General features: G+C 39.9%; 14 protein-coding genes. 12 read left to right on the top strand and 2 right to left on the bottom strand.

The window, feature by feature from the left end; all coding sequences use genetic code 11:
• Window positions 1–4: 4 nt before the first annotated feature.
• The 4 genes from NSS70_RS13825 (at window position 5) to NSS70_RS13810 (ending at window position 3,865) form a co-directional block, all read left to right on the top strand.
• Entirely contained in the window at window positions 5–988 is a 984-nt protein-coding gene (locus NSS70_RS13825; protein WP_063388139.1) for an alpha-ketoacid dehydrogenase subunit beta, read from the top strand.
• 31 nt (window positions 989–1,019) lie between these two features.
• Window positions 1,020–2,255 (top strand): dihydrolipoamide acetyltransferase family protein, encoded by a 1,236-nt coding sequence (locus tag NSS70_RS13820; protein ID WP_063388140.1) that lies wholly within the window; start codon window positions 1,020–1,022, stop codon window positions 2,253–2,255.
• A 117-nt stretch (window positions 2,256–2,372) separates the two neighbouring features.
• On the top strand, window positions 2,373–2,810 hold the full coding sequence (locus NSS70_RS13815; protein WP_063388141.1) for a BrxA/BrxB family bacilliredoxin: 438 nt from the start codon (window positions 2,373–2,375) through the stop codon (window positions 2,808–2,810).
• Window positions 2,811–2,887: 77 nt separating this feature from the next.
• Complete coding sequence (locus NSS70_RS13810; RefSeq protein WP_063388142.1) at window positions 2,888–3,865, top strand: aromatic acid exporter family protein; 978 nt, start codon at window positions 2,888–2,890, stop codon at window positions 3,863–3,865.
• A 425-nt stretch (window positions 3,866–4,290) separates the two neighbouring features.
• Here NSS70_RS13810 and prli42 read toward each other — a convergent pair whose 3' ends face one another.
• Window positions 4,291–4,389 (bottom strand): stressosome-associated protein Prli42, encoded by a 99-nt coding sequence (prli42, locus tag NSS70_RS13805; protein WP_232515568.1) that lies wholly within the window; start codon window positions 4,387–4,389, stop codon window positions 4,291–4,293.
• A gap of 147 nt (window positions 4,390–4,536) precedes the next feature.
• On the opposite strand from prli42, the gene NSS70_RS13800 reads away from it, so the two are divergent.
• Window positions 4,537–5,658 carry a tripeptidase T gene (locus NSS70_RS13800; RefSeq protein ID WP_063388143.1) on the top strand — a complete coding sequence of 374 codons (1,122 nt, stop codon included), beginning with the start codon at window positions 4,537–4,539 and terminating at the stop codon, window positions 5,656–5,658.
• A 197-nt stretch (window positions 5,659–5,855) separates the two neighbouring features.
• Here the strand turns inward: NSS70_RS13800 and NSS70_RS13795 are convergent, their stop codons facing one another.
• Window positions 5,856–6,758, bottom strand: a complete 903-nt coding sequence (locus NSS70_RS13795; protein ID WP_063388144.1) for a LysR family transcriptional regulator — start codon at window positions 6,756–6,758, stop codon at window positions 5,856–5,858.
• Between the two features lie 128 nt (window positions 6,759–6,886).
• Between NSS70_RS13795 and gltB the strand changes: the two genes are divergently transcribed.
• From gltB to NSS70_RS13760, 7 genes are all read left to right on the top strand, one after another.
• The gene (gene gltB, locus NSS70_RS13790; protein ID WP_063388145.1) at window positions 6,887–11,446 is read left to right on the top strand and encodes a glutamate synthase large subunit; all 4,560 of its coding nucleotides are present in this window, start codon (window positions 6,887–6,889) and stop codon (window positions 11,444–11,446) included.
• A gap of 45 nt (window positions 11,447–11,491) precedes the next feature.
• Window positions 11,492–12,973 (top strand): glutamate synthase subunit beta, encoded by a 1,482-nt coding sequence (locus tag NSS70_RS13785; protein WP_063388146.1) that lies wholly within the window; start codon window positions 11,492–11,494, stop codon window positions 12,971–12,973.
• A 269-nt stretch (window positions 12,974–13,242) separates the two neighbouring features.
• On the top strand, window positions 13,243–14,463 hold the full coding sequence (locus tag NSS70_RS13780) for a DNA polymerase IV (RefSeq protein WP_066247697.1): 1,221 nt from the start codon (window positions 13,243–13,245) through the stop codon (window positions 14,461–14,463).
• A 110-nt stretch (window positions 14,464–14,573) separates the two neighbouring features.
• Window positions 14,574–15,986: an NADP-dependent phosphogluconate dehydrogenase gene (gene gndA / locus NSS70_RS13775; protein WP_063388147.1), complete on the top strand. Its 1,413-nt coding sequence runs from the start codon at window positions 14,574–14,576 to the stop codon at window positions 15,984–15,986.
• 228 nt (window positions 15,987–16,214) lie between these two features.
• Window positions 16,215–16,766 (top strand): hypothetical protein, encoded by a 552-nt coding sequence (locus NSS70_RS13770; RefSeq protein ID WP_340881803.1) that lies wholly within the window; start codon window positions 16,215–16,217, stop codon window positions 16,764–16,766.
• Between the two features lie 160 nt (window positions 16,767–16,926).
• A complete protein-coding gene (locus NSS70_RS13765) occupies window positions 16,927–18,429 on the top strand; it encodes a hypothetical protein (RefSeq protein ID WP_340881802.1) in 1,503 nt (500 codons plus the stop codon).
• Window positions 18,430–18,726: 297 nt separating this feature from the next.
• Window positions 18,727–19,239, top strand: coding sequence for an ATP-binding cassette domain-containing protein (locus NSS70_RS13760; protein ID WP_340881801.1), 513 nt, complete (start codon window positions 18,727–18,729; stop codon window positions 19,237–19,239).
• Window positions 19,240–19,287: the final 48 nt, after the last annotated feature.

Below are 19,287 nucleotides of genomic sequence, written 5' to 3'. Positions count from 1 at the left end.
AAAGATGCCAATTATGTCATATATCGAAGCAGTTACAGCTGCACTTCGTGAGGAAATGGAGCGAGATGAAAAAGTATTTCTACTAGGAGAAGATGTCGGGAAAAAAGGAGGAGTTTTTAAAGCGACTCAAGGGTTATATGAACAGTTTGGAGAAGAGAGGGTAATCGATGCTCCCCTTGCTGAATCTGCTATCGCTGGCGTTGGAATAGGAGCGGCCATGTACGGAATGCGCCCTGTTTGTGAAATACAATTTGCTGATTTTATTATGCCGGCTGTCAATCAAATTATTTCAGAAGCAGCGAAAATACGGTATCGCTCCAACAATGACTGGAACTGTCCGATTACGATTCGGGCGCCGTTTGGCGGAGGAGTGCACGGTGCTTTATACCATTCTCAGTCTGTTGAAGCGGTATTTGCCAACCAGCCCGGTTTGAAAATTGTCATACCTTCTACGCCGTATGACGTAAAAGGATTATTAAAAGCAGCGATACGCGATGATGATCCTGTCTTATTTTTTGAACATAAGCGGGCATACAGGCTCATTAAAGGGGAAGTTCCGGCAGATGATTATGTTTTGCCGATTGGAAAGGCGGATGTCAAGCTGGAAGGGGATGACATTACCGTTATTACATATGGATTGTGCGTTCATTTTGCTCTGCAGGCAGCTGAACGATTAGAAAAAGATGGAATTTCTGTCCACCTTTTAGATTTAAGAACGGTATATCCGCTTGATCAGGAGGCTATTATTGAGGCCGCTTCAAAAACCGGCAAGGTGCTTCTCGTGACTGAGGATAATAAAGAAGGCAGTGTAATGAGCGAGGTATCCGCCATTATTGCAGAGCATTGTTTGTTTGATCTTGATGCACCAATTAAACGGCTTGCAGGCCCGGATGTACCTGCGATGCCATTTGCACCGACAATGGAAAAATTTTTTATGATGAATGCAGAAAAAATTGAAAAAGCGATGAGAGAATTGGCAGAGTTTTAAAAGTTGACCCTAATCTCAAGGAGGAATCAACGTGCTAATCGAAGAAATGAAAATGCCTCAATTAGGAGAAAGCGTGACAGAAGGAACAATCAGCAAGTGGCTCGTCTCCATCGGCGATAAGGTCAACAAATACGATCCCATTGCAGAAGTTATGACGGATAAAGTGAATGCAGAAGTTCCTTCATCATATACAGGTGTAATTAAAGAGCTTTTAGCTGAGGAGGGAGATACTCTCCAAGTTGGCGAAGTTATTTGCAGAATTGAAGTGGAGGCTGTGGCGGTTGAACAAGAAAAAAACATTCAGCCAAAAGACAGTCTTTATGCTAATGACCATCAGCCGGCTGAAAAAGAAGAAACGGAAAAGAAGACTATGAAAAACAGGTATTCTCCGGCAGTGCTCCGGCTAGCTCAAGAACATGATATTGATTTAGAAAAAGTCAACGGAACGGGAGCTTTCGGAAGAATTACCCGAAAAGATGTGTTGAAACTGATTGAAGCAGGTAATATACCGAAAAAGGGCTCCTTGATCCAAGAAACGAAATCCTATAAATCACCTAAAACAGCCGGTGATACTGAAATTCCTGTTTCTGGGGTGCGCAAAGCCATTGCTCAAAATATGGCGCGAAGCAAAACAGAAATTCCCCATGCTTGGATGATGATTGAGGTCGATGTAACTGGGTTAGTTGAGTTAAGAAATTCGATCAAGGAAGAATTTAAAGCAAAAGAAGGTTTTCCTTTAACATTTTTCCCGTTTTTTGTGAAAAGCGTTGCAGAAGCGTTGAAAGAATATCCGCAAATGAATTCGACTTGGGCGGGGGATAAAATTATTCAAAAGAAAGACATTAATATTTCGATCGCTGTTGCAACAGATGATGCGCTTTATGTACCAGTTATTAAACACGCTGATGAAAAATCCATTAAAGGAATTGCTCGAGAAATTAACGAGCTTGCTTTAAAGGTTAGAACGGGAACGATAGAAGCGAAGGAAATGGAAGGCGGTACATTTACCGTTAACAACACAGGTTCATTTGGCTCTATTCAATCAATGGGAATTATTAACTATCCACAAGCGGCTTTGCTGCAAGTAGAAACGATTGTGAAAAGATTAGTTGTCATGAAAAACGGAATGATCGCCGTGCGCGATATGGTGAATCTCTGCCTTTCTCTCGATCATAGAGTATTAGATGGGGTTGTATGCGGAAGATTTTTGCAAAGAGTAAAACAAATATTAGAAGGTATTTCGAAAGAAACGACATCCGTATATTAGTCCTTTGAGTTATTAGAAATAATGCTTAAGCAACATTGGTTAACATTTGCTTCAAAGATTGCTGTTATTGTAAGATAACAATATAATGGTGAAAAAAAGGGAAAGGGGTGCGAATGAATGAGCATCGATTTTAATTTCTTCATGAACGACATAGTTCGCCAAGCGCGTGAGGAAATCGTTGCCGCTGGCTATACGGAATTGAAAACACCGGAAGAAGTGGATGAAGCTTTAACGAAAAAAGGAACCACTTTAGTAATGGTTAATTCTGTTTGCGGCTGTGCAGGCGGAATCGCAAGACCGGCTGCATATCATGCGCTTCATTATGATAAACGTCCTGATCAATTAGTGACTGTATTTGCAGGTCAAGATAAAGAAGCTACGGAACGAGCTAGATCTTATTTTACCGGTTATCCGCCGTCTTCTCCATCTTTTGCGCTGCTCAAGGATGGAAAGCTCGTTACCATGATTGAACGCCATGAAATCGAAGGACATGAGCCGATGTCTGTTGTCCAAAAATTGCAAGAGGCATTCGAGCAATATTGTGACGAAGTATAAAAAGAAAAGGCTGCCATTTTTAGATGTGGCGCCTTTTTTATTTCGAAAAGAGAATAGGCAAATGATGGTGATGAGTAATGAGAAAATTTAAAATCGGTTATCGTACGTTAAAAACAGCGATAGGTGCTTCTCTATCGATATTTTTAGCACAGCTGATGGATTTAAACCATTTTGTTTCCACCGGCATCATCGCGATTCTTTGTATTCAAGTAACAAAAAAGAAATCATTGAAAAGCGCTTGGTCCAGGTTTTTTGCTTGTATAACGGGAATGATGTTTTCTTTTCTTTTTTTTGAAATTTTTGGTTACCATCCAATTGTCATTGGATTTCTGTTGCTTTTTTTCATACCGACAATGGTGCTTTTTAAAACGACAGAAGGCATTGTAACGAGCGCTGTTATTATTTTGCACTTATATGAAGCAGGTCAAATAACGCTGGATATTGTTCAAAACGAACTTTTGATTATTGTGACAGGGATCGGAGTAGCGCTCTTAATGAATCTGTATATGCCGAGCTTGGAAAATGACCTTAATGTTTATCGAAAAGAAGTAGAAAAAAACTTTGCGGTTATTTTTGAAAAAATTGTAGCTTTTTTAAGAGAAGGCGACTATACGTGGGATGGAAAAGAAATTCCTGAGACAGCCGATCTCATTGAAAAAGGGAAAGGATTGGCGCTCCGAAATGTAGAAAATCGTTTGCTAAGACATGAAGACCAATATTATGCATATTTTAAAATGAGAGAAAAACAATTTGAAATCATTGAACGAGTGCTGCCGACGTTCACGATGATCACCGCAAACGTAGAACAAGCGCACCTTATTGCACAGTTTATTGAAGAGTTAAAAGACAACATTCATTCCGGAAATACAGCAAAGAAATTTTTAAAAAAGCTAGATGACATCAAAAAAGAGATGGAAAGGGCACCGCTTCCGAAAACAAGAAAGGAATTTGAAACGAGAGCAAGGCTTTATCATTTTTTATATGAAATGGAGCAATATTTAATTATTAAAAGCCAGTTTAAAGGTCTTGCCGACGCCAAAAAAGGAAAAGGATGAAGCGCTTGTCATTGAGCACAATAAAACGAGAGATCGTGTCAATGCTTTTTTCGTACATATGTTTAGAAGAAACGCCTTTATGAGCTGCACTTTTCAAAATACAAACAGAAGAATGGACCGTGTCTGCTGAAAAAAATCGGCTAAGAATGTTCACCATATCGGTTCGCATGATCTGAAAATATTCGTGAACAGCTATGGAATAAATCAGCGTGATCTGTAAAAAAATTCGCGGCAACGATGCCAAAAGTCCGCAGCGGACGAGATTGATTTTGCGAAAATGAATGTGCGGAATTCATGGACTTTATCGGAAAATATGTAACAAAAGGTAGTATGAGGACGAGCAATCGAGAGGAGGAAGCACCGATTTGAAAGAAATTGTTTTTCACCAAACAGCCTATGTGGTGTAAAAAGTGCATGTTGAATTTTTAAAGCCACATAGTGATGCCTGTTAAAATTGAGGTGATCAGCAATGAACCTAACATAATATAAACAACCCACTTTTGCATTTTTTTGCTTGTCATCATGATTCCCTCCACATACATGATTTATAAAACATTGTACAACGATTTTTTAGAGGGGACAACCTTCATCGACAGCTTCTTTTTGATTTCACAAGCGGAATCAAAATCGGTTACACTAAACATGAATACATAATTAGGAGGAAAGACAAAATGGTTCAGGAAAACCGGCTAGTGAATGAATTTTTAGAACTCGTGAAAATTGATTCAGAAACAAAATTTGAACGGGAAATAGCAAATGTATTAAAGCAAAAATTTACCGAGCTTGGACTACAAGTAATAGAAGACGAATCAATTGAAAAAACAGGACATGGAGCAGGAAATTTAATTTGTACGCTAGAGGCGACGAAAGAAGGCGTTGATACGATTTATTTTACCTCTCATATGGATACGGTCGTACCTGGAAAAGGGGTAAAACCTTCTATACAAAACGGATATATTGTGACGGACGGAACAACGATTTTAGGCGCTGATGATAAAGCGGGCCTTGCCGCAATGCTGGAAGCGGTGCGTGTATTAAAAGAAAATAACATTCCTCACGGGAAAATCGAGTTTGTCATTACGGTTGGAGAAGAATCAGGTTTAATTGGGGCAAAAGCGCTTGATTCAAAATTGATTACCGCGCAATACGGGTATGCATTGGACAGTGACGGAAAAGTTGGAGACATTATTGTTTCGGCGCCGACACATGCAAAAATTAAAGCGACGATTCATGGAAAAACCGCTCATGCCGGGGTTGCGCCAGAAAAAGGAATTTCCGCTATTACCGTTGCAGCAAAAGCAGTTGCCAATATGCCTTTAGGCCGAATCGATGAAGAAACAACGGCAAATATCGGCCGTTTTGAAGGGGGAACGCAAACAAATATCGTATGCGACCGCGTTGATATTTTAGCTGAAGCGCGTTCACTTGTACCTGAAAAATTGGAGCAGCAAGTACAAAAAATGAAGGAAGCTTTTGAAACAGCTGCTGCCGAAATGGGGGCAAAAGCAGAAGTGGATATTAACGTAATGTATCCCGGATTTACGTTTACCGATGAAGATAAGGTCGTTCAAATTGCTAAAAAAGCTATCAAAACAATCGGCAGAGAGAGCAGATTGTTAAAAAGCGGGGGCGGAAGCGATGCGAATATTATCGCTGGCTTCGGCATTCCGACTGTTAATCTTGCTGTTGGTTATGAGGAAATTCATACAACAAATGAAAAAATGCCGATCGAGGAGCTTGTCAAAACAGCAGAATTAGTTGTCGCCATTATAAAAGAGGTAGCAAACCAATAGAGCTTTGAAAGAATTAGAAGCCGGAAGCTTGTCACTCAGCAAACGATCCGATGTGCCAGGCCTCCGGCTTCGATAATAAGAATTGACAGCTCTAAAACATCTGCAAGACCTCTGATAGTTTTTACAACCTCCGGCTTCGATAATAAGAATTGACAGCCGTTCCGCTCTTCCAGCGTCGTGTTGGAAGAGCATCTTTTTTATTGATATTTTTCTAGTACTGAGAAAAACTCTTTTGCAAATTGATAAAACACTTTAACGGACGGGGCCAGCTCGTAATTTTTCGATATAATAATGCCGACATTTCTGCTTACACGAGGCATTTCAATCGGAATTTTTACCGTAAAACGAGGCATTGTTTCATAAAAAGTGCTTTCAGGCAGCAATGTTACGCCAATTTCTGCCGATACGAGCCCTTTGATGGCATCTAAATCTTCCCCTTCCGATGAAATAATTGGGGAAAATCCAGCCTGTTGACACGCTTCATGCACGATTTTATGCAAAATATAACCTTCTGGAAACGTCACAAACGGTTCATTACGCAATTCAGTCAGCACTAAGCTTTTTTTGTGCGCAAGCGGATGATTGTGCGGCAAAAGGGCTGCAAAGGATTCCGTAAATAAAATATCCCCTTTCACATCGTTGTCATCCGTCGGAATAGGACCGAGAAAAGCTAAATCGATTTCTCTTTTTTTGACGGCTTCAATTAAATATTTATAAGAACCTTGTCGCAAATGAAAGGAAACGTTCGGGTGTTTTGCTTTAAAAGCGGAAATAACAGTCGGCATTGTATGGCTTGCCAAGCTGGTCGGAAAGCCGATTTTAACTGTTCCTCTTTCCGGATCCAAAAATTCTTCAATTTGCTGTTTGGCGTGTTCAATCGCTTTTAAAGCCGTCTCGACATGGGGCAAAAAATGACGTCCAATTGGAGTAAGCTTAACATTCCTTCCTTCCCTTTCAAAAAGCTCCACTCCGAGCTCCGCCTCTAAATTTGCTATTTGCCTGCTGATAGCCGACTGTGCGACATGAAGGGCTTCAGCAGCTTCTGAAACATGCTCCCTCTTCGCAACCTCCCAAAAATATATAAGCTGTCTCAGTTCCATTTGACTCACCCCCAAGCAATTTATATCAAAATGAGATTATTATTATCTAAATTATATATTGTTAATATTATTTTTGAAAACTACAATTATACATACAGACTTATCGGCATGAGAATGGGGGAGAAGAGATGAAACAGATAGGATTACCAAAGGCACAAGGTCTCTATCGTCCTGAATTTGAACATGATGCATGTGGGATCGGTTTATATGCTCATCTGAAGGGGAAACCTTCTCATGATATTGTCAAAAAAGGCCTTCACATGCTTTGTCAATTGGAGCACCGCGGCGGACAAGGAAGCGATCCGAAAACTGGAGACGGTGCAGGCATTATGGTTCAAATTCCGCACAATTATTTTAAAGTTGCTTGCGGACGAATGAACCTTCCAGAAAAAGGACGATATGGAGTCGGAATGGTCTTTTTGCCGAGTCGTGAACATGATCGGATACATTATGAAACAGAAATCAATAAAATCATTGAAAAAGAAGGACAAATATTATTAGGTTGGAGAACTGTGCCGGTAAATTCTGAAAAGATCGGTTGGCTTGCAAAAGAGAGCAAACCTTTCATCAGACAAGTATTTATTGGGGCGAGCGATGATATTCAAGACGAGCTTACTTTTGAGAGAAAGCTGTATGTTATTCGGAAACAAGCAGAACGTCTTGTTCAAAATAATGAATTTTATTTTGCAAGTTTATCAAGCCGGACAATTGTTTATAAAGGTCTCTTGACGCCTGAACAATTAGATGAATTTTATGTAGACTTGCAGGACGAGAGATTTCAATCAGCTTTTGCTCTAGTCCACTCCCGATTCAGCACCAATACGTTCCCAAGCTGGGAAAGAGCGCATCCAAACAGATATTTAATCCATAATGGCGAGATCAACACATTGCGCGGCAATGTGAATTGGATGGCTGCAAGGGAAAAGCTGTTTGTTTCAGACGTTTTCGGGGATGATTTGACAAAAATCACACCTATTTTAGATATGAACGGAAGCGATTCATCCATTTTAGACAACGCTTTTGAATTTTTTGTGTTGGCAGGGAAAAAGCTGGCGCATGCGGCGATGATGCTTATTCCTGAACCATGGTTTTGGGATGATGAAATGGATGATGATAAGAAAGCATTTTATGAGTTTCACAGCTGTTTTATGGAGCCGTGGGACGGTCCAACGGCCATCTCGTTTACAGACGGAAAGCAGATCGGAGCTATTTTGGACCGCAATGGACTTAGACCAGCCCGCTACTATGTGACGAAAGATGATTACATTATTTTCTCATCAGAAGTCGGTGTGATTGATGTTGAACCGGAAAATGTGCTTTATAAAGACCGGCTGAGTCCAGGAAAAATGCTGTTGATTGACTTGGAAGAAGGAAGAATCATTTCTGATCAGGAAATCAAAGAAGAAATCGCCAAAGAAAAACCGTATCGCCAGTGGATCAATGATCAGATGATTTCTATTTTCGACATCAATGTTCCTGAAGATGTTGAAAAGGTTGACGATCTAACCAAACTCCAAAAAGCGTTTGGTTATACGTATGAAGATGTTGAAAAAACAATTGCAGCAATGGTGATCGATGGAAAAGATCCGATCGGCGCAATGGGAAATGATACTCCTCTTGCAGTGCTGTCAGATCGCCCGCAAAGCTTGTTTAATTATTTTAAACAATTGTTTGCCCAAGTAACGAATCCTCCGATTGATGCGATTCGTGAATCGATCGTCACTTCTACGATGACACTGTTAGGAAAAGAAGGAAATATTCTCGATCCTGATCCATCAGCAGCACGACGCATTCGCTTAGAATCTCCAATTCTTTCGAATGAAGAACTCGCTGCTTTGAAAAATAATCCGTATCCTGAATTTAAATGCGTCACTTTGCCGGCTTTGTTTAAAGATGATTTGAAAAATGCATTGGATCAGCTCTTTCAAGCTGCAGATGAAGCGGTGGAAAACGGCGCTACACTTCTAGTTTTATCAGATCGCGGAGTAAACGAAGAATATGCAGCAATTCCAGCACTGCTTGCCGGAAGCGCTCTGCATCAATATATGGTGAAAAAAGGAACCCGCACGAAAGCAAGCATTATTGTTGAATGCGGAGAAGCGAGAGAAGTGCACCATTTTGCGGCTCTAATAGGATATGGTGTAGATGCGGTCAATCCTTATTTAGCTTTAGAAACAGTGCGAAATGCTGTTCAAAAGGGAACGATTCCATATTCATATAAAGAAGCAGTAAAAAGATTTAAAAAAGCGGTGACAGACGGGGTCGTCAAAGTCATGTCAAAAATGGGAATTTCTACGATTCAAAGCTACCGCGGAGCCCAAATTTTTGAAGCGGTCGGCATTGGAGAAGAAGTCATCGAGGAATACTTCACTGGAACAGCCTCGCAAATTGGAGGAATCGGATTAAAAGAAATTGAAAAAGAAGCGAAAATGCGTCATGCTCAAGGATTTAAAACAACTTATCGAGATGAAACGCTCGATCCAGGCAGCGAATTTCAATGGAGAAGAAACGGAGAACACCATGCATTTAATCCGAAAACGATCCATACGCTGCAATGGGCATGCCGGAAAAACGATTATAAGTTATTTAAAGAATACTCGAAGATGGCCAATGAAGAGCAAGTGACGTTTTTGCGCAACTTGTTTGAATTCAATGAATCTAGAAAACCGATTCCTATTGAAGAAGTTGAGCCGGTGGAATCGATCGTACGCCGCTTTAAAACAGGAGCAATGTCCTTCGGTTCCTTAAGCAAGGAAGCGCATGAAGCATTGGCGGTTGCGATGAACCGCATCGGTGGAAAAAGCAACAGCGGTGAAGGTGGAGAAGATCCGAACCGCTATGTTCCAGATGAAAATGGAGATTTGAAGCGAAGCGCCATAAAACAAGTAGCTTCCGGCCGCTTCGGCGTGAAAATCCATTATTTAGTCAATGCTGACGAGCTGCAAATTAAAATGGCTCAAGGAGCAAAGCCAGGTGAGGGCGGACAGCTGCCAAGCAAAAAGGTGTATCCTTGGATCGGAAAAGTTCGCGGCTCTACACCGGGTGTGGAATTGATTTCACCGCCTCCGCACCATGACATTTATTCAATTGAAGACTTGGCGCAGCTTATTCATGATTTGAAAAACGCGAATAGAGATGCCCGAATCAGCGTCAAGCTTGTTTCAAAAGCTGGAGTAGGAACGATTGCTGCTGGAGTTGCGAAAGGTGCAGCGGACGTTATTACAATCAGCGGCTATGACGGCGGTACCGGGGCATCTCCAAAGACGAGCATTAAGCATGCCGGACTTCCGTGGGAGCTCGGCCTTAGTGAAACACATCAAACGCTTATGCTCAACGGATTGCGTGACCGAGTCGTTCTTGAAACAGACGGCAAGCTGATGACAGGCCGTGATGTTGTGATGGCGGCATTGTTCGGGGCAGAAGAATTTGGTTTTGCAACCGCTCCTCTAGTCGTTCTAGGATGTGTCATGATGCGTGTATGTCATCTTGATACATGTCCAGTCGGAGTGGCAACGCAAAATCCTGAACTTCGTGAAAAATTTATGGGCAAGCCAGAGCATGTTGTTAATTTCATGTATTTCATCGCGCAGGAAGTTCGCGAAATCATGGCAAGCCTCGGATTCCGAACTATTGATGAAATGGTTGGAAGAGTAGATGTATTGAAGGTTAGCGACCGTGCAAAAAAACATTGGAAAGCAAAGCATCTTGACCTATCCCGCTTGCTTTATCAAGTGGAGGGTCCGCGAACATTTGCACGTCCGCAAAACCATAAAATCGACCAGTCATTAGACGTGAACGAAGTATTGCCGAAAGTTGAAGAGGCAATTAAACGGAAAGAAAAAGTTGAACTCCATTTGAACATTAAAAATGTGAACCGCGTCGTTGGAACCATTACAGGCAGCGAAATTGCAAAACAATATGGCGAAGAGGGGCTGCCGGAAGATACGATCAATCTTCATTTCTACGGCTCAGCAGGTCAAAGCTTTGCTGCGTTTGTACCGAAAGGAATGACGATGACGCTTACTGGCGACGCCAATGATTACATTGGAAAAGGCTTATCCGGCGGAAAAGTAATTGTCCGTCACCCGAAAGAAGCATCTTTTGCATCAAGTGACAATGTCATTATTGGAAATGTGGCGTTCTACGGTGCAACGAGCGGTGAAGCATATATTCAAGGGCGAGCCGGCGAAAGATTTTGTGTCAGAAACAGCGGTGTGAATGCTGTTGTTGAAGGTGTCGGCGATCACGGTTGTGAATATATGACCGGAGGACGTGTTGTCATTCTCGGATCTGTCGGCAAAAACTTTGCAGCTGGTATGTCCGGAGGCATTGCTTACGTATTGGCGGATGATCAGGAGAAATTCAAACGAACAGCCAATAAGGAATTAGTGTTATTTGAATCTCTTGAAGATGAAGAAGAAATCCGCACTGTATATGACATGATTTCGAAGCATTTCCAATATACAGAAAGTCCAAAGGCCCGGCATATATTAGATCACTGGGAAGAGTATGTCGGAAGATTTATTAAAGTGATACCTAGAAACTACAAATTAATGATCAGCACGATTGAAAAAATGGAAAATTCAGGTCTTACGAAAGAAGAAGCTGTACTTGCAGCATTTGAAGCGGTTGCGAATGAGAAAACAACCGCCGGTGAACCATTCGCTTTACAGGCTGTTGCAAATTAACCTCATTGCACACCTAGTGAATGGATGAAAAGGAGGGGGAGACTCGTGGGAAAAGCAACAGGTTTTATGGAGTATGTACGCGAAGAAGAGAAAAAACGTGATCCGCTTTCCCGCCTTGATGATTGGAAGGAATATTCATTCCCGTTTTCAAATGAAACACTTGCAAGACAAGGTGCCCGCTGCATGGACTGCGGGACGCCTTTCTGTCATATGGGAATGGAGATCAACGGCTTAACATCAGGTTGTCCGATTCATAATTTAATCCCTGAATGGAATGATCTTGTTTATAGAGGTAGATGGAAGGAAGCGCTGGACCGTCTTTTAAAAACAAATAATTTTCCTGAATTTACCGGAAGGGTTTGCCCTGCACCGTGTGAAGGATCTTGTACGGTTGCGATTTCAGATCCTGCTGTTGCCATTAAAGGCATCGAGCGCGCAATAATCGATAAGGGCTTTGACGAAGGATGGGTTCAGCCGAGAATTCCTGAAAAGCGCACAGGTAAAAAAGTCGCTATTGTTGGGTCAGGTCCTGCCGGTCTGGCATGTGCGGATCAATTGAACCAAGCGGGACATTCCGTTACGGTTTATGAGCGGGCTGATCGAATCGGCGGGTTATTAATGTACGGTATTCCGAATATGAAGCTTGAGAAGGAAATTGTTGAAAGAAGAGTGCGTCTTTTAGAAGAAGAAGGAATTACGTTTATAACTAATACGGAAGTAGGCAAAGACATCACCGCTGATGAGCTTCGCTCCCAATATGATGCTGTTGTTTTATGCACAGGAGCGCAAAAGCAGCGTGATCTTGTGATTGAAGGAAGAGAATTAAACGGCGTGCACTTTGCGATGGATTATTTAACAGAAACGACGAAAAGCCTGCTCAATTCTAATTTTGCAGACAAAAAGTTTATTGATGCAAAAGATAAGCATGTCATCGTCATTGGCGGCGGTGATACAGGTGCTGACTGTGTAGCGACAGCATTGCGGCAAAAGTGTAAAAGCGTTGTGCAATTTGGTAAACATCCAGCCTTGCCGAAGGAGCGGGCGGAAGGCAATCCATGGCCTCAAGCTCCGCTGGTCTTTACGTTAGATTATGCATATGAGGAAGCCAAAAGCAAATTCGGACAGGATCCTCGTCAATTTTGCATCCAAACAAAGAAAATTGTCGGCGATGAAAATGGCAATGTAAAAGAATTGCATACGATTCAAATGGAAAAATCATTTGATGAAAACGGCAATGCGGTGTTTAAAGAAATACCCGGCACAGAAAAAGTATGGCCGTGCGATTTAGTCTTTATCGCAATCGGCTTTGAAGGGCCGGAACAGCCTGTTCTGAAGCAATTTGGCGTTGAAACGGTAAACAGGAAAGTGAACGCTCCGTACGGCAAATTTACAACAAATGTAGAAGGCGTATTTGCCGCAGGTGACGCAAGAAGAGGACAGAGCTTGATTGTCTGGGCGATTCATGAGGGAAGAGGTGCCGCAAGGGAAGTGGATCGCTTCTTAATGGGAGCGACGAATTTACCTTAAAATTATATTTTGAAATCCCGGGGCTGTCTAGAAAGTCCAATCGCCATTGAAAATAAAAAATCATAAACACCGATATATCAACGTTTCTAAAACATTAATGGGGGTGTCAATAAGCCGTAAAAACGACTTATTAGACACCCCCTTTCCTTTATTTTTTAAGCATTTGCATAGCAGGCAGCAAGAAATGCCAGCTTCATTCAGCTCTGTCCGCCCATTCAAAAGAACAAGGGAGCCTCTTTTATTTATGTATGGTACAATGATATTGGGTGATGTGTATGAGCCGCGTTATTTTGCATATTGATATGAATAGTTTTTACGCATCTGTTGAGGCTGCCTTTGATCCGTCGTTAAAAGGGCTGCCGCTTGCGATAGCCGGCAACCCGGAGGAGAGGAAAGGAATTGTTGTGACTTGCAGCTATGAAGCTAGAGCGTTTGGGGTAAAGACGACCATGCCAGTATGGGAGGCAAAGAAGCTTTGCCCGAATTTAATTGTCAAAAAGCCCCGTTTTGATCGTTATCGAAAAGCATCGAAAGCAATGTTTGCGATTTTATGTTCATACACACCGATTGTAGAGCCGGTTTCTATAGACGAAGGATATATGGATGTCACAGACGTCGCAAGACATCCGCTCGATCTGGCAAAAGAAATTCAACAGCGGCTTCTTGATGAGTTGGAGCTGCCGTCCAGCATCGGAATTGCCCCGAATAAATTTTTGGCTAAAACAGCTTCTGATATGAAAAAGCCTTTAGGCATAACGGTTTTAAGGAAGAGGGATATTAAAGAGAAATTGTGGCCTCTTGATGTAGAAGAGATGCATGGCGTAGGGGCGAAAACAGCTGAAAAATTAAAGAAGATCGGAATTCGGACAATCGGTGACCTTGCAAGAGGAAACGACGTTCAACTAGAAAAAATAATTGGTATTAATGGATTAAGGTTAAAAGAAAAAGCAAACGGCATTGACCATCGCCCGGTTGATCCATCGTCCGTTTATGATTTTAAAAGCGTCGGAAATCAGATGACGCTGCCCGAAGATGCAACAAATGAAGAAGAGTTAAAGAATGCCCTGAAAAGTTTGGCGAAATCGGTAAGTCTCCGATTGAAGAAAAAAGAGGCGGTAGCGACAAAAGTTGCAGTGATGCTTCGCTATAAAGACCGGACGACTGTAACAAAAAGTATGAAATTAGAAAACCCAACCGATGATGAAAGAACAATTTTCCAGCATGCTTTGATTGTTTTTCAAAAGCTGTGGAAAAACGAGCCTGTGCGCCTGCTCGGCATAACAGGGCAGGATGTGATGCACAAAAAAAATGCTTTTAAACAGCTTGATCTATTTACTTTTGAAGAAGAAGCGAAAAATGAACCGCTCCATCAGGCGATAGAAAAATTGTCTGAAAAATATGGAGAAGGAATTATCAAAAAAGGACTGAGCATGCATAAAGAGATTGATTCTTTCGGCTCGAGCTTCGGGAAAGATTTTTTCTTTAAATAAGTTTTTTAAACCTGTACTTTGTATATGGCTTTGACTTGAAAACAATCTATTAATTATGGTATTTTCAGTTCTGTAGAATAGTTATTCGAAATAGAAAGGGACGTATTCATATGTCAAAACAGCAAATAGGTGTTATCGGATTAGCAGTAATGGGAAAAAATTTAGCATTGAATATTGAAAGCAGAGGCTACAGCGTTTCTGTCTACAACCGTTCTTCAGAAAAAACAGACGAAATGCTAAAAGAAGCAGCAGGAAAAAAAATCGTCGGAACGTATAGTATAGAGGAATTTGTCAATTCTCTTGAAAAGCCTCGAAAAATTTTACTAATGGTTAAAGCGGGTGCTGCGACTGATGCAACTATTGAACAGCTTCTTCCATATCTCGATGAAGGAGATATTTTAATTGACGGCGGAAATACATATTATAAAGATACTCAACGCCGCAGCAAACAGCTCGCTGAACGCGGCATCCATTTTATTGGCACAGGGGTTTCCGGCGGGGAAGAAGGAGCTTTAAAAGGCCCTTCCATCATGCCGGGAGGACAAAAAGAGGCTCATGAGCTTGTGCGTCCAATTTTTGAAGCGATCGCCGCTAAGGTAAATGGTGAGCCGTGCACCACCTACATTGGTCCAGATGGAGCAGGACATTACGTAAAAATGGTGCATAACGGCATTGAATACGGAGATATGCAATTAATTTCCGAAGCTTACTTCATTTTAAAACATGTTCTTGGGTTAAATGCTCAAGAGCTTCATGAAGTGTTTGCTGAATGGAATAAAGGAGAGCTCGACAGCTATTTAATTGAAATTACAGCAGATATTTTCACAAAAATCGATGAAGAAACAGGAAAACCGCTTGTCGATGTCATTCTTGACACCGCCGGGCAAAAAGGAACAGGAAAATGGACAAGCCAAGACGCGCTCGATTTAGGAATCCCTCTTCCGATCATTACTGAATCAGTATTTGCCCGTTTTATTTCCGCCATGAAGGAAGAGCGTGTTAAAGCAAGCAAACTGTTGAGCGGACCGAATGTACGGCCTTATGAAGGAAGCAAGGAAGAACTCATTGAAGCCGTTCGAAAAGCGCTGTACATGAGTAAAATTTGTTCTTATGCTCAAGGGTTTGCGCAAATGAAAGCAGCAAGCGAAGAATATAATTGGAATTTAAAATACGGCGATATTGCCATGATCTTCCGCGGCGGCTGCATCATCCGCGCAGCGTTTTTGCAAAAAATCAAAGACGCTTACGATCGCGACCCTGATCTTCCAAACCTACTGTTGGACCCTTATTTTAAAGAAATTGTTGAAAGCTATCAGGGAGCTTTACGACAAGTTATTGCGATTGCCATCGAAAGAGGAATTCCAGTGCCGTGCTTCTCTGCAGCTCTTGCTTATTATGACAGCTACCGCACTGAAACATTGCCGGCAAACTTAATTCAAGCACAGCGCGATTATTTCGGCGCTCATACGTATCAGCGTGTTGACAAAGAAGGCATCTTCCATACAGATTGGCTGAATAAATAACGATAAAAAGCATCGGTTTTAACCGATGCTTTTTCATTTCGCCATGATTTTCCTTTCTCGTGAGCACCGTTCTGCTATTTTTCATTTTGAAAAAGAAAAATACAAAATTTTTCTTGATAAAAATTTCAACATAAATTACTATAAATTCAAATAAAGGTTATATATTCCATTAAGATATAAAACTAGACTTATAATTCATTTGCTAAAAAGCGAGATGAGTGATAAAAAATGATCCAATGGATAAAGGATAATAAATTTTCCAGCTATGTATTGTTTTTTATTGCTTTTACATTGTCGTTCATTTCGATCATTCTGTCCATCTATATATCGATGGGCTCAGAGGCGGAAAATATTCCAATCATGCTGAAAAAAGAAGGGGCGCCGGCTTATGCAATTTTCGGAATTGTCCTCGTGTTTATTATATTATCAGTCATAATGCAATTATTTGTAGGAGCTTCCATTACTCATTTTTTCGTAAAATTTCTATTTAGAATTCCTTTACAATTTTCTTTATTTTATAGAGTTTATCTTATTTTCACTTCTTTTTTAGCGTTATCGATTATTTGGCAATTGTTTATGTTCCGAGATACTTCGAATATTTTTTTCATTTTAGCCAATCCGTTTTTACTCTCAGGTCTTTTTGCTCTTTTTATTCTATTGAAAAGAATGGCGAATTTAAGCTGGAAAAAGCCACTCCTTTTCACCATTTTTTCTTTATTCGTCTATTTGGCTTTTACATTTTTAGGAGGTTGCGTATTTGATGAAGAATACATTATGTGACGTGATCTTTTCTAATATGGCATCAGGATGAAGTTTGCAGTTTATTATAAAGGGTGCACTAAAAGCAGCTTTTAAAATTTAGTACTCTTAAAATATCACATGATTCATCCTTATTCACGAGAAAACCGATCTAAACTTGTGTAAGCGAGTATGATAAGACATGTATTTAAAATTATGCTATTTATTAACGAATAAAATCATCAAAGTATTTATAAACAGGCTTTTTTATTTAAGCGATGGAATTGGATTGAAGTCTAATATTTTTAACCCGATCCTTCAAATACTGAAAAGATATGCTGTTTTTGTATGTTTGGCTGCTTATATATTCTGGTTTGTACTTGCGGTCTTATTCCAAATCTTGTTTCACCATATTTCCTTGCCCATAAAAACATTGAATTTATTGATTATCTTATATATTTTGCAGCTGTGTATAATTCAGGCTGGAAGCGGTGTCAGCGATGAAATTCGCAATTTTGCAATTGAAAGCAGATTTTCAGCAGACATAAAGAAGAAATTGATCATCACTAATGAATTTTTAGGCTTTTTTTTAATATGGCTGTTTCTTTTGCTCATGTCATTGCCTTTTTTTATCGTACAGACATATTACAACTCCTATGCAGGCTTTGTTTTTCTTCTGCAAATCTTTTCATTTTTGTTCTTCTATGGGTTTGTGCTGGCATTTATAAAATTTTTATTATTTGTGTTCAAGCGAAGCTACCCCTTTGGAAGCAATCGGTTCATTATTTCTTTCATTTATTTGCTTCTCTGTTTATTCATCAATGGAAAAAAAGACGATCTTGAATTTTTTGTTGGTTCTGCCGTTCGTTATTTTATTCACGGAGATTTTGCGGATTTTGTAATAAAATTTGTCCCTACCGAAGTCAATTTATATGAGTTGAGAATACATGGATGGCTGTTTTGGCTGGGCATTGTTTTAATAGGAATTTGCTTGTTTTTCTTTCATAAAGCCTGCGATTATTTATTCATTGAAAAGAAAATAATACGATCTTTTTCTAAATACCATTTGCCTAAAAAGAAGTCATTATATATTTTTTTCAATTATATAAGATCAAACGGGATCATCAACAGCCATTTTTTCGTGACGTATACATTAACTGTTCTGCTGTTTCTATTTGTCGAATCTCTTCCTATAAAGGTGAATGATATATCCCTTTTTACAGTTTTTCTATTTATTTCTCTATTCATGAATCATAATCATTCGAATATCATTTTGCTTTGTAAAAGACATAAACTTTCGATCATTCAAACGTCTGTTATGTTTTCGTATATTTTATGGGTTCAATACTTCATTGTGGTGATTTTACTAATTTTTGCGAAGTTGATATCTGCTGATCTGGCAGCATTATCCTTTATTTTATTAGGATTTGCCTTTATATTTTCCAGTCTAATCATTTATTGTACGTTTATTTATCAATTTGAAAAATATTTTATTGACGAAAAAGCGTTTGAAAAATTAGGCGGGATTTTAATCGTTCTCTTTTTTGCCTTCGTTGCTGCTATAAAATCCTTGCTGCGTCTAATAGGTTTAAACAATTTATTTTTAGGAGAAATGCTAAGTCTCATTTGTGTTTGTACAATTTTATTTTTAATTTTTCATAAAATCGATCGAATAAGAGGCTTCTTTTATGAGCGATTTCATTGATTTTTGAATGATGGCGTGCTTGGAATTTACCTAAACAATCGGCTTCTACGAAAATTTATTAATAAAACGCACCATTTTTGTCACATTATTCACTATGCTAATTTTTGCTGCTTTTTCAACAGCGATCGGTCATGGACAGCTTATCAACATTTCGCTTCATTTTATATAGGCTGGGAAGACAGCGGTCGCGTTGGCTTGCAGTCAGCTTCAATTAAGAATCAACAATGGGATTATGTTGTCTCCTCTTTAAATATAGAGGGAAATGTTAAAAATTAACATAAAGTAGGGTTGAAAAAGATGATTCAAGTTGCGGATTTAAAAAAGTCGTATCGGGCGAAAATGGAAATATTAAAAGGAGTTCAATTTACATTAGAACCAAATAATATCTATTGTCTATTAGGGAGGAATGGTGCGGGAAAAACGACATTGATGAAAATTTTGTCCGGCATTCTAGCTTATGATTCCGGCACGATTATAATAAAAGATAACAAAAAGCTTAATGAGCTTGTTCATTATGTTTCAGAGAAGCCAATTTTTCTAGATTTTTTATCTGGCTTTGACAACTTAGATTTTATTCAAAAAATCTATCATTTGAATATGTCGAAAGATGAATTGGAAAGGTTTTGTGAAGAACAAGGAATTCAGTCGTTTATCCACGAACTGGTCATCAATTATTCACATGGAATGAAGCACCAGCTGGCTTTAGCCGTTGCTTTTTTAACGGATTTCCGAAAGAAGTCTCCCATCCTCAAGGAATGTGCAGGGCGTAGCCCAATGAGTAGGTGGGAGATGAATTTCGGTTGGCTTTAGCCAAAGGTTTTGATATAATCAGTCTTATATATAAAAAAGGATTGATAT

Origin of the sequence: Aeribacillus sp. FSL K6-2848, from assembly GCF_038004325.1 — a bacterium.
GTDB lineage: Bacteria > Bacillota > Bacilli > Bacillales > Aeribacillaceae > Aeribacillus > Aeribacillus composti.
The sequence above is the reverse complement of the archived record's forward strand: the minus strand, read 5'-3'. Positions and strand labels throughout refer to the sequence as shown.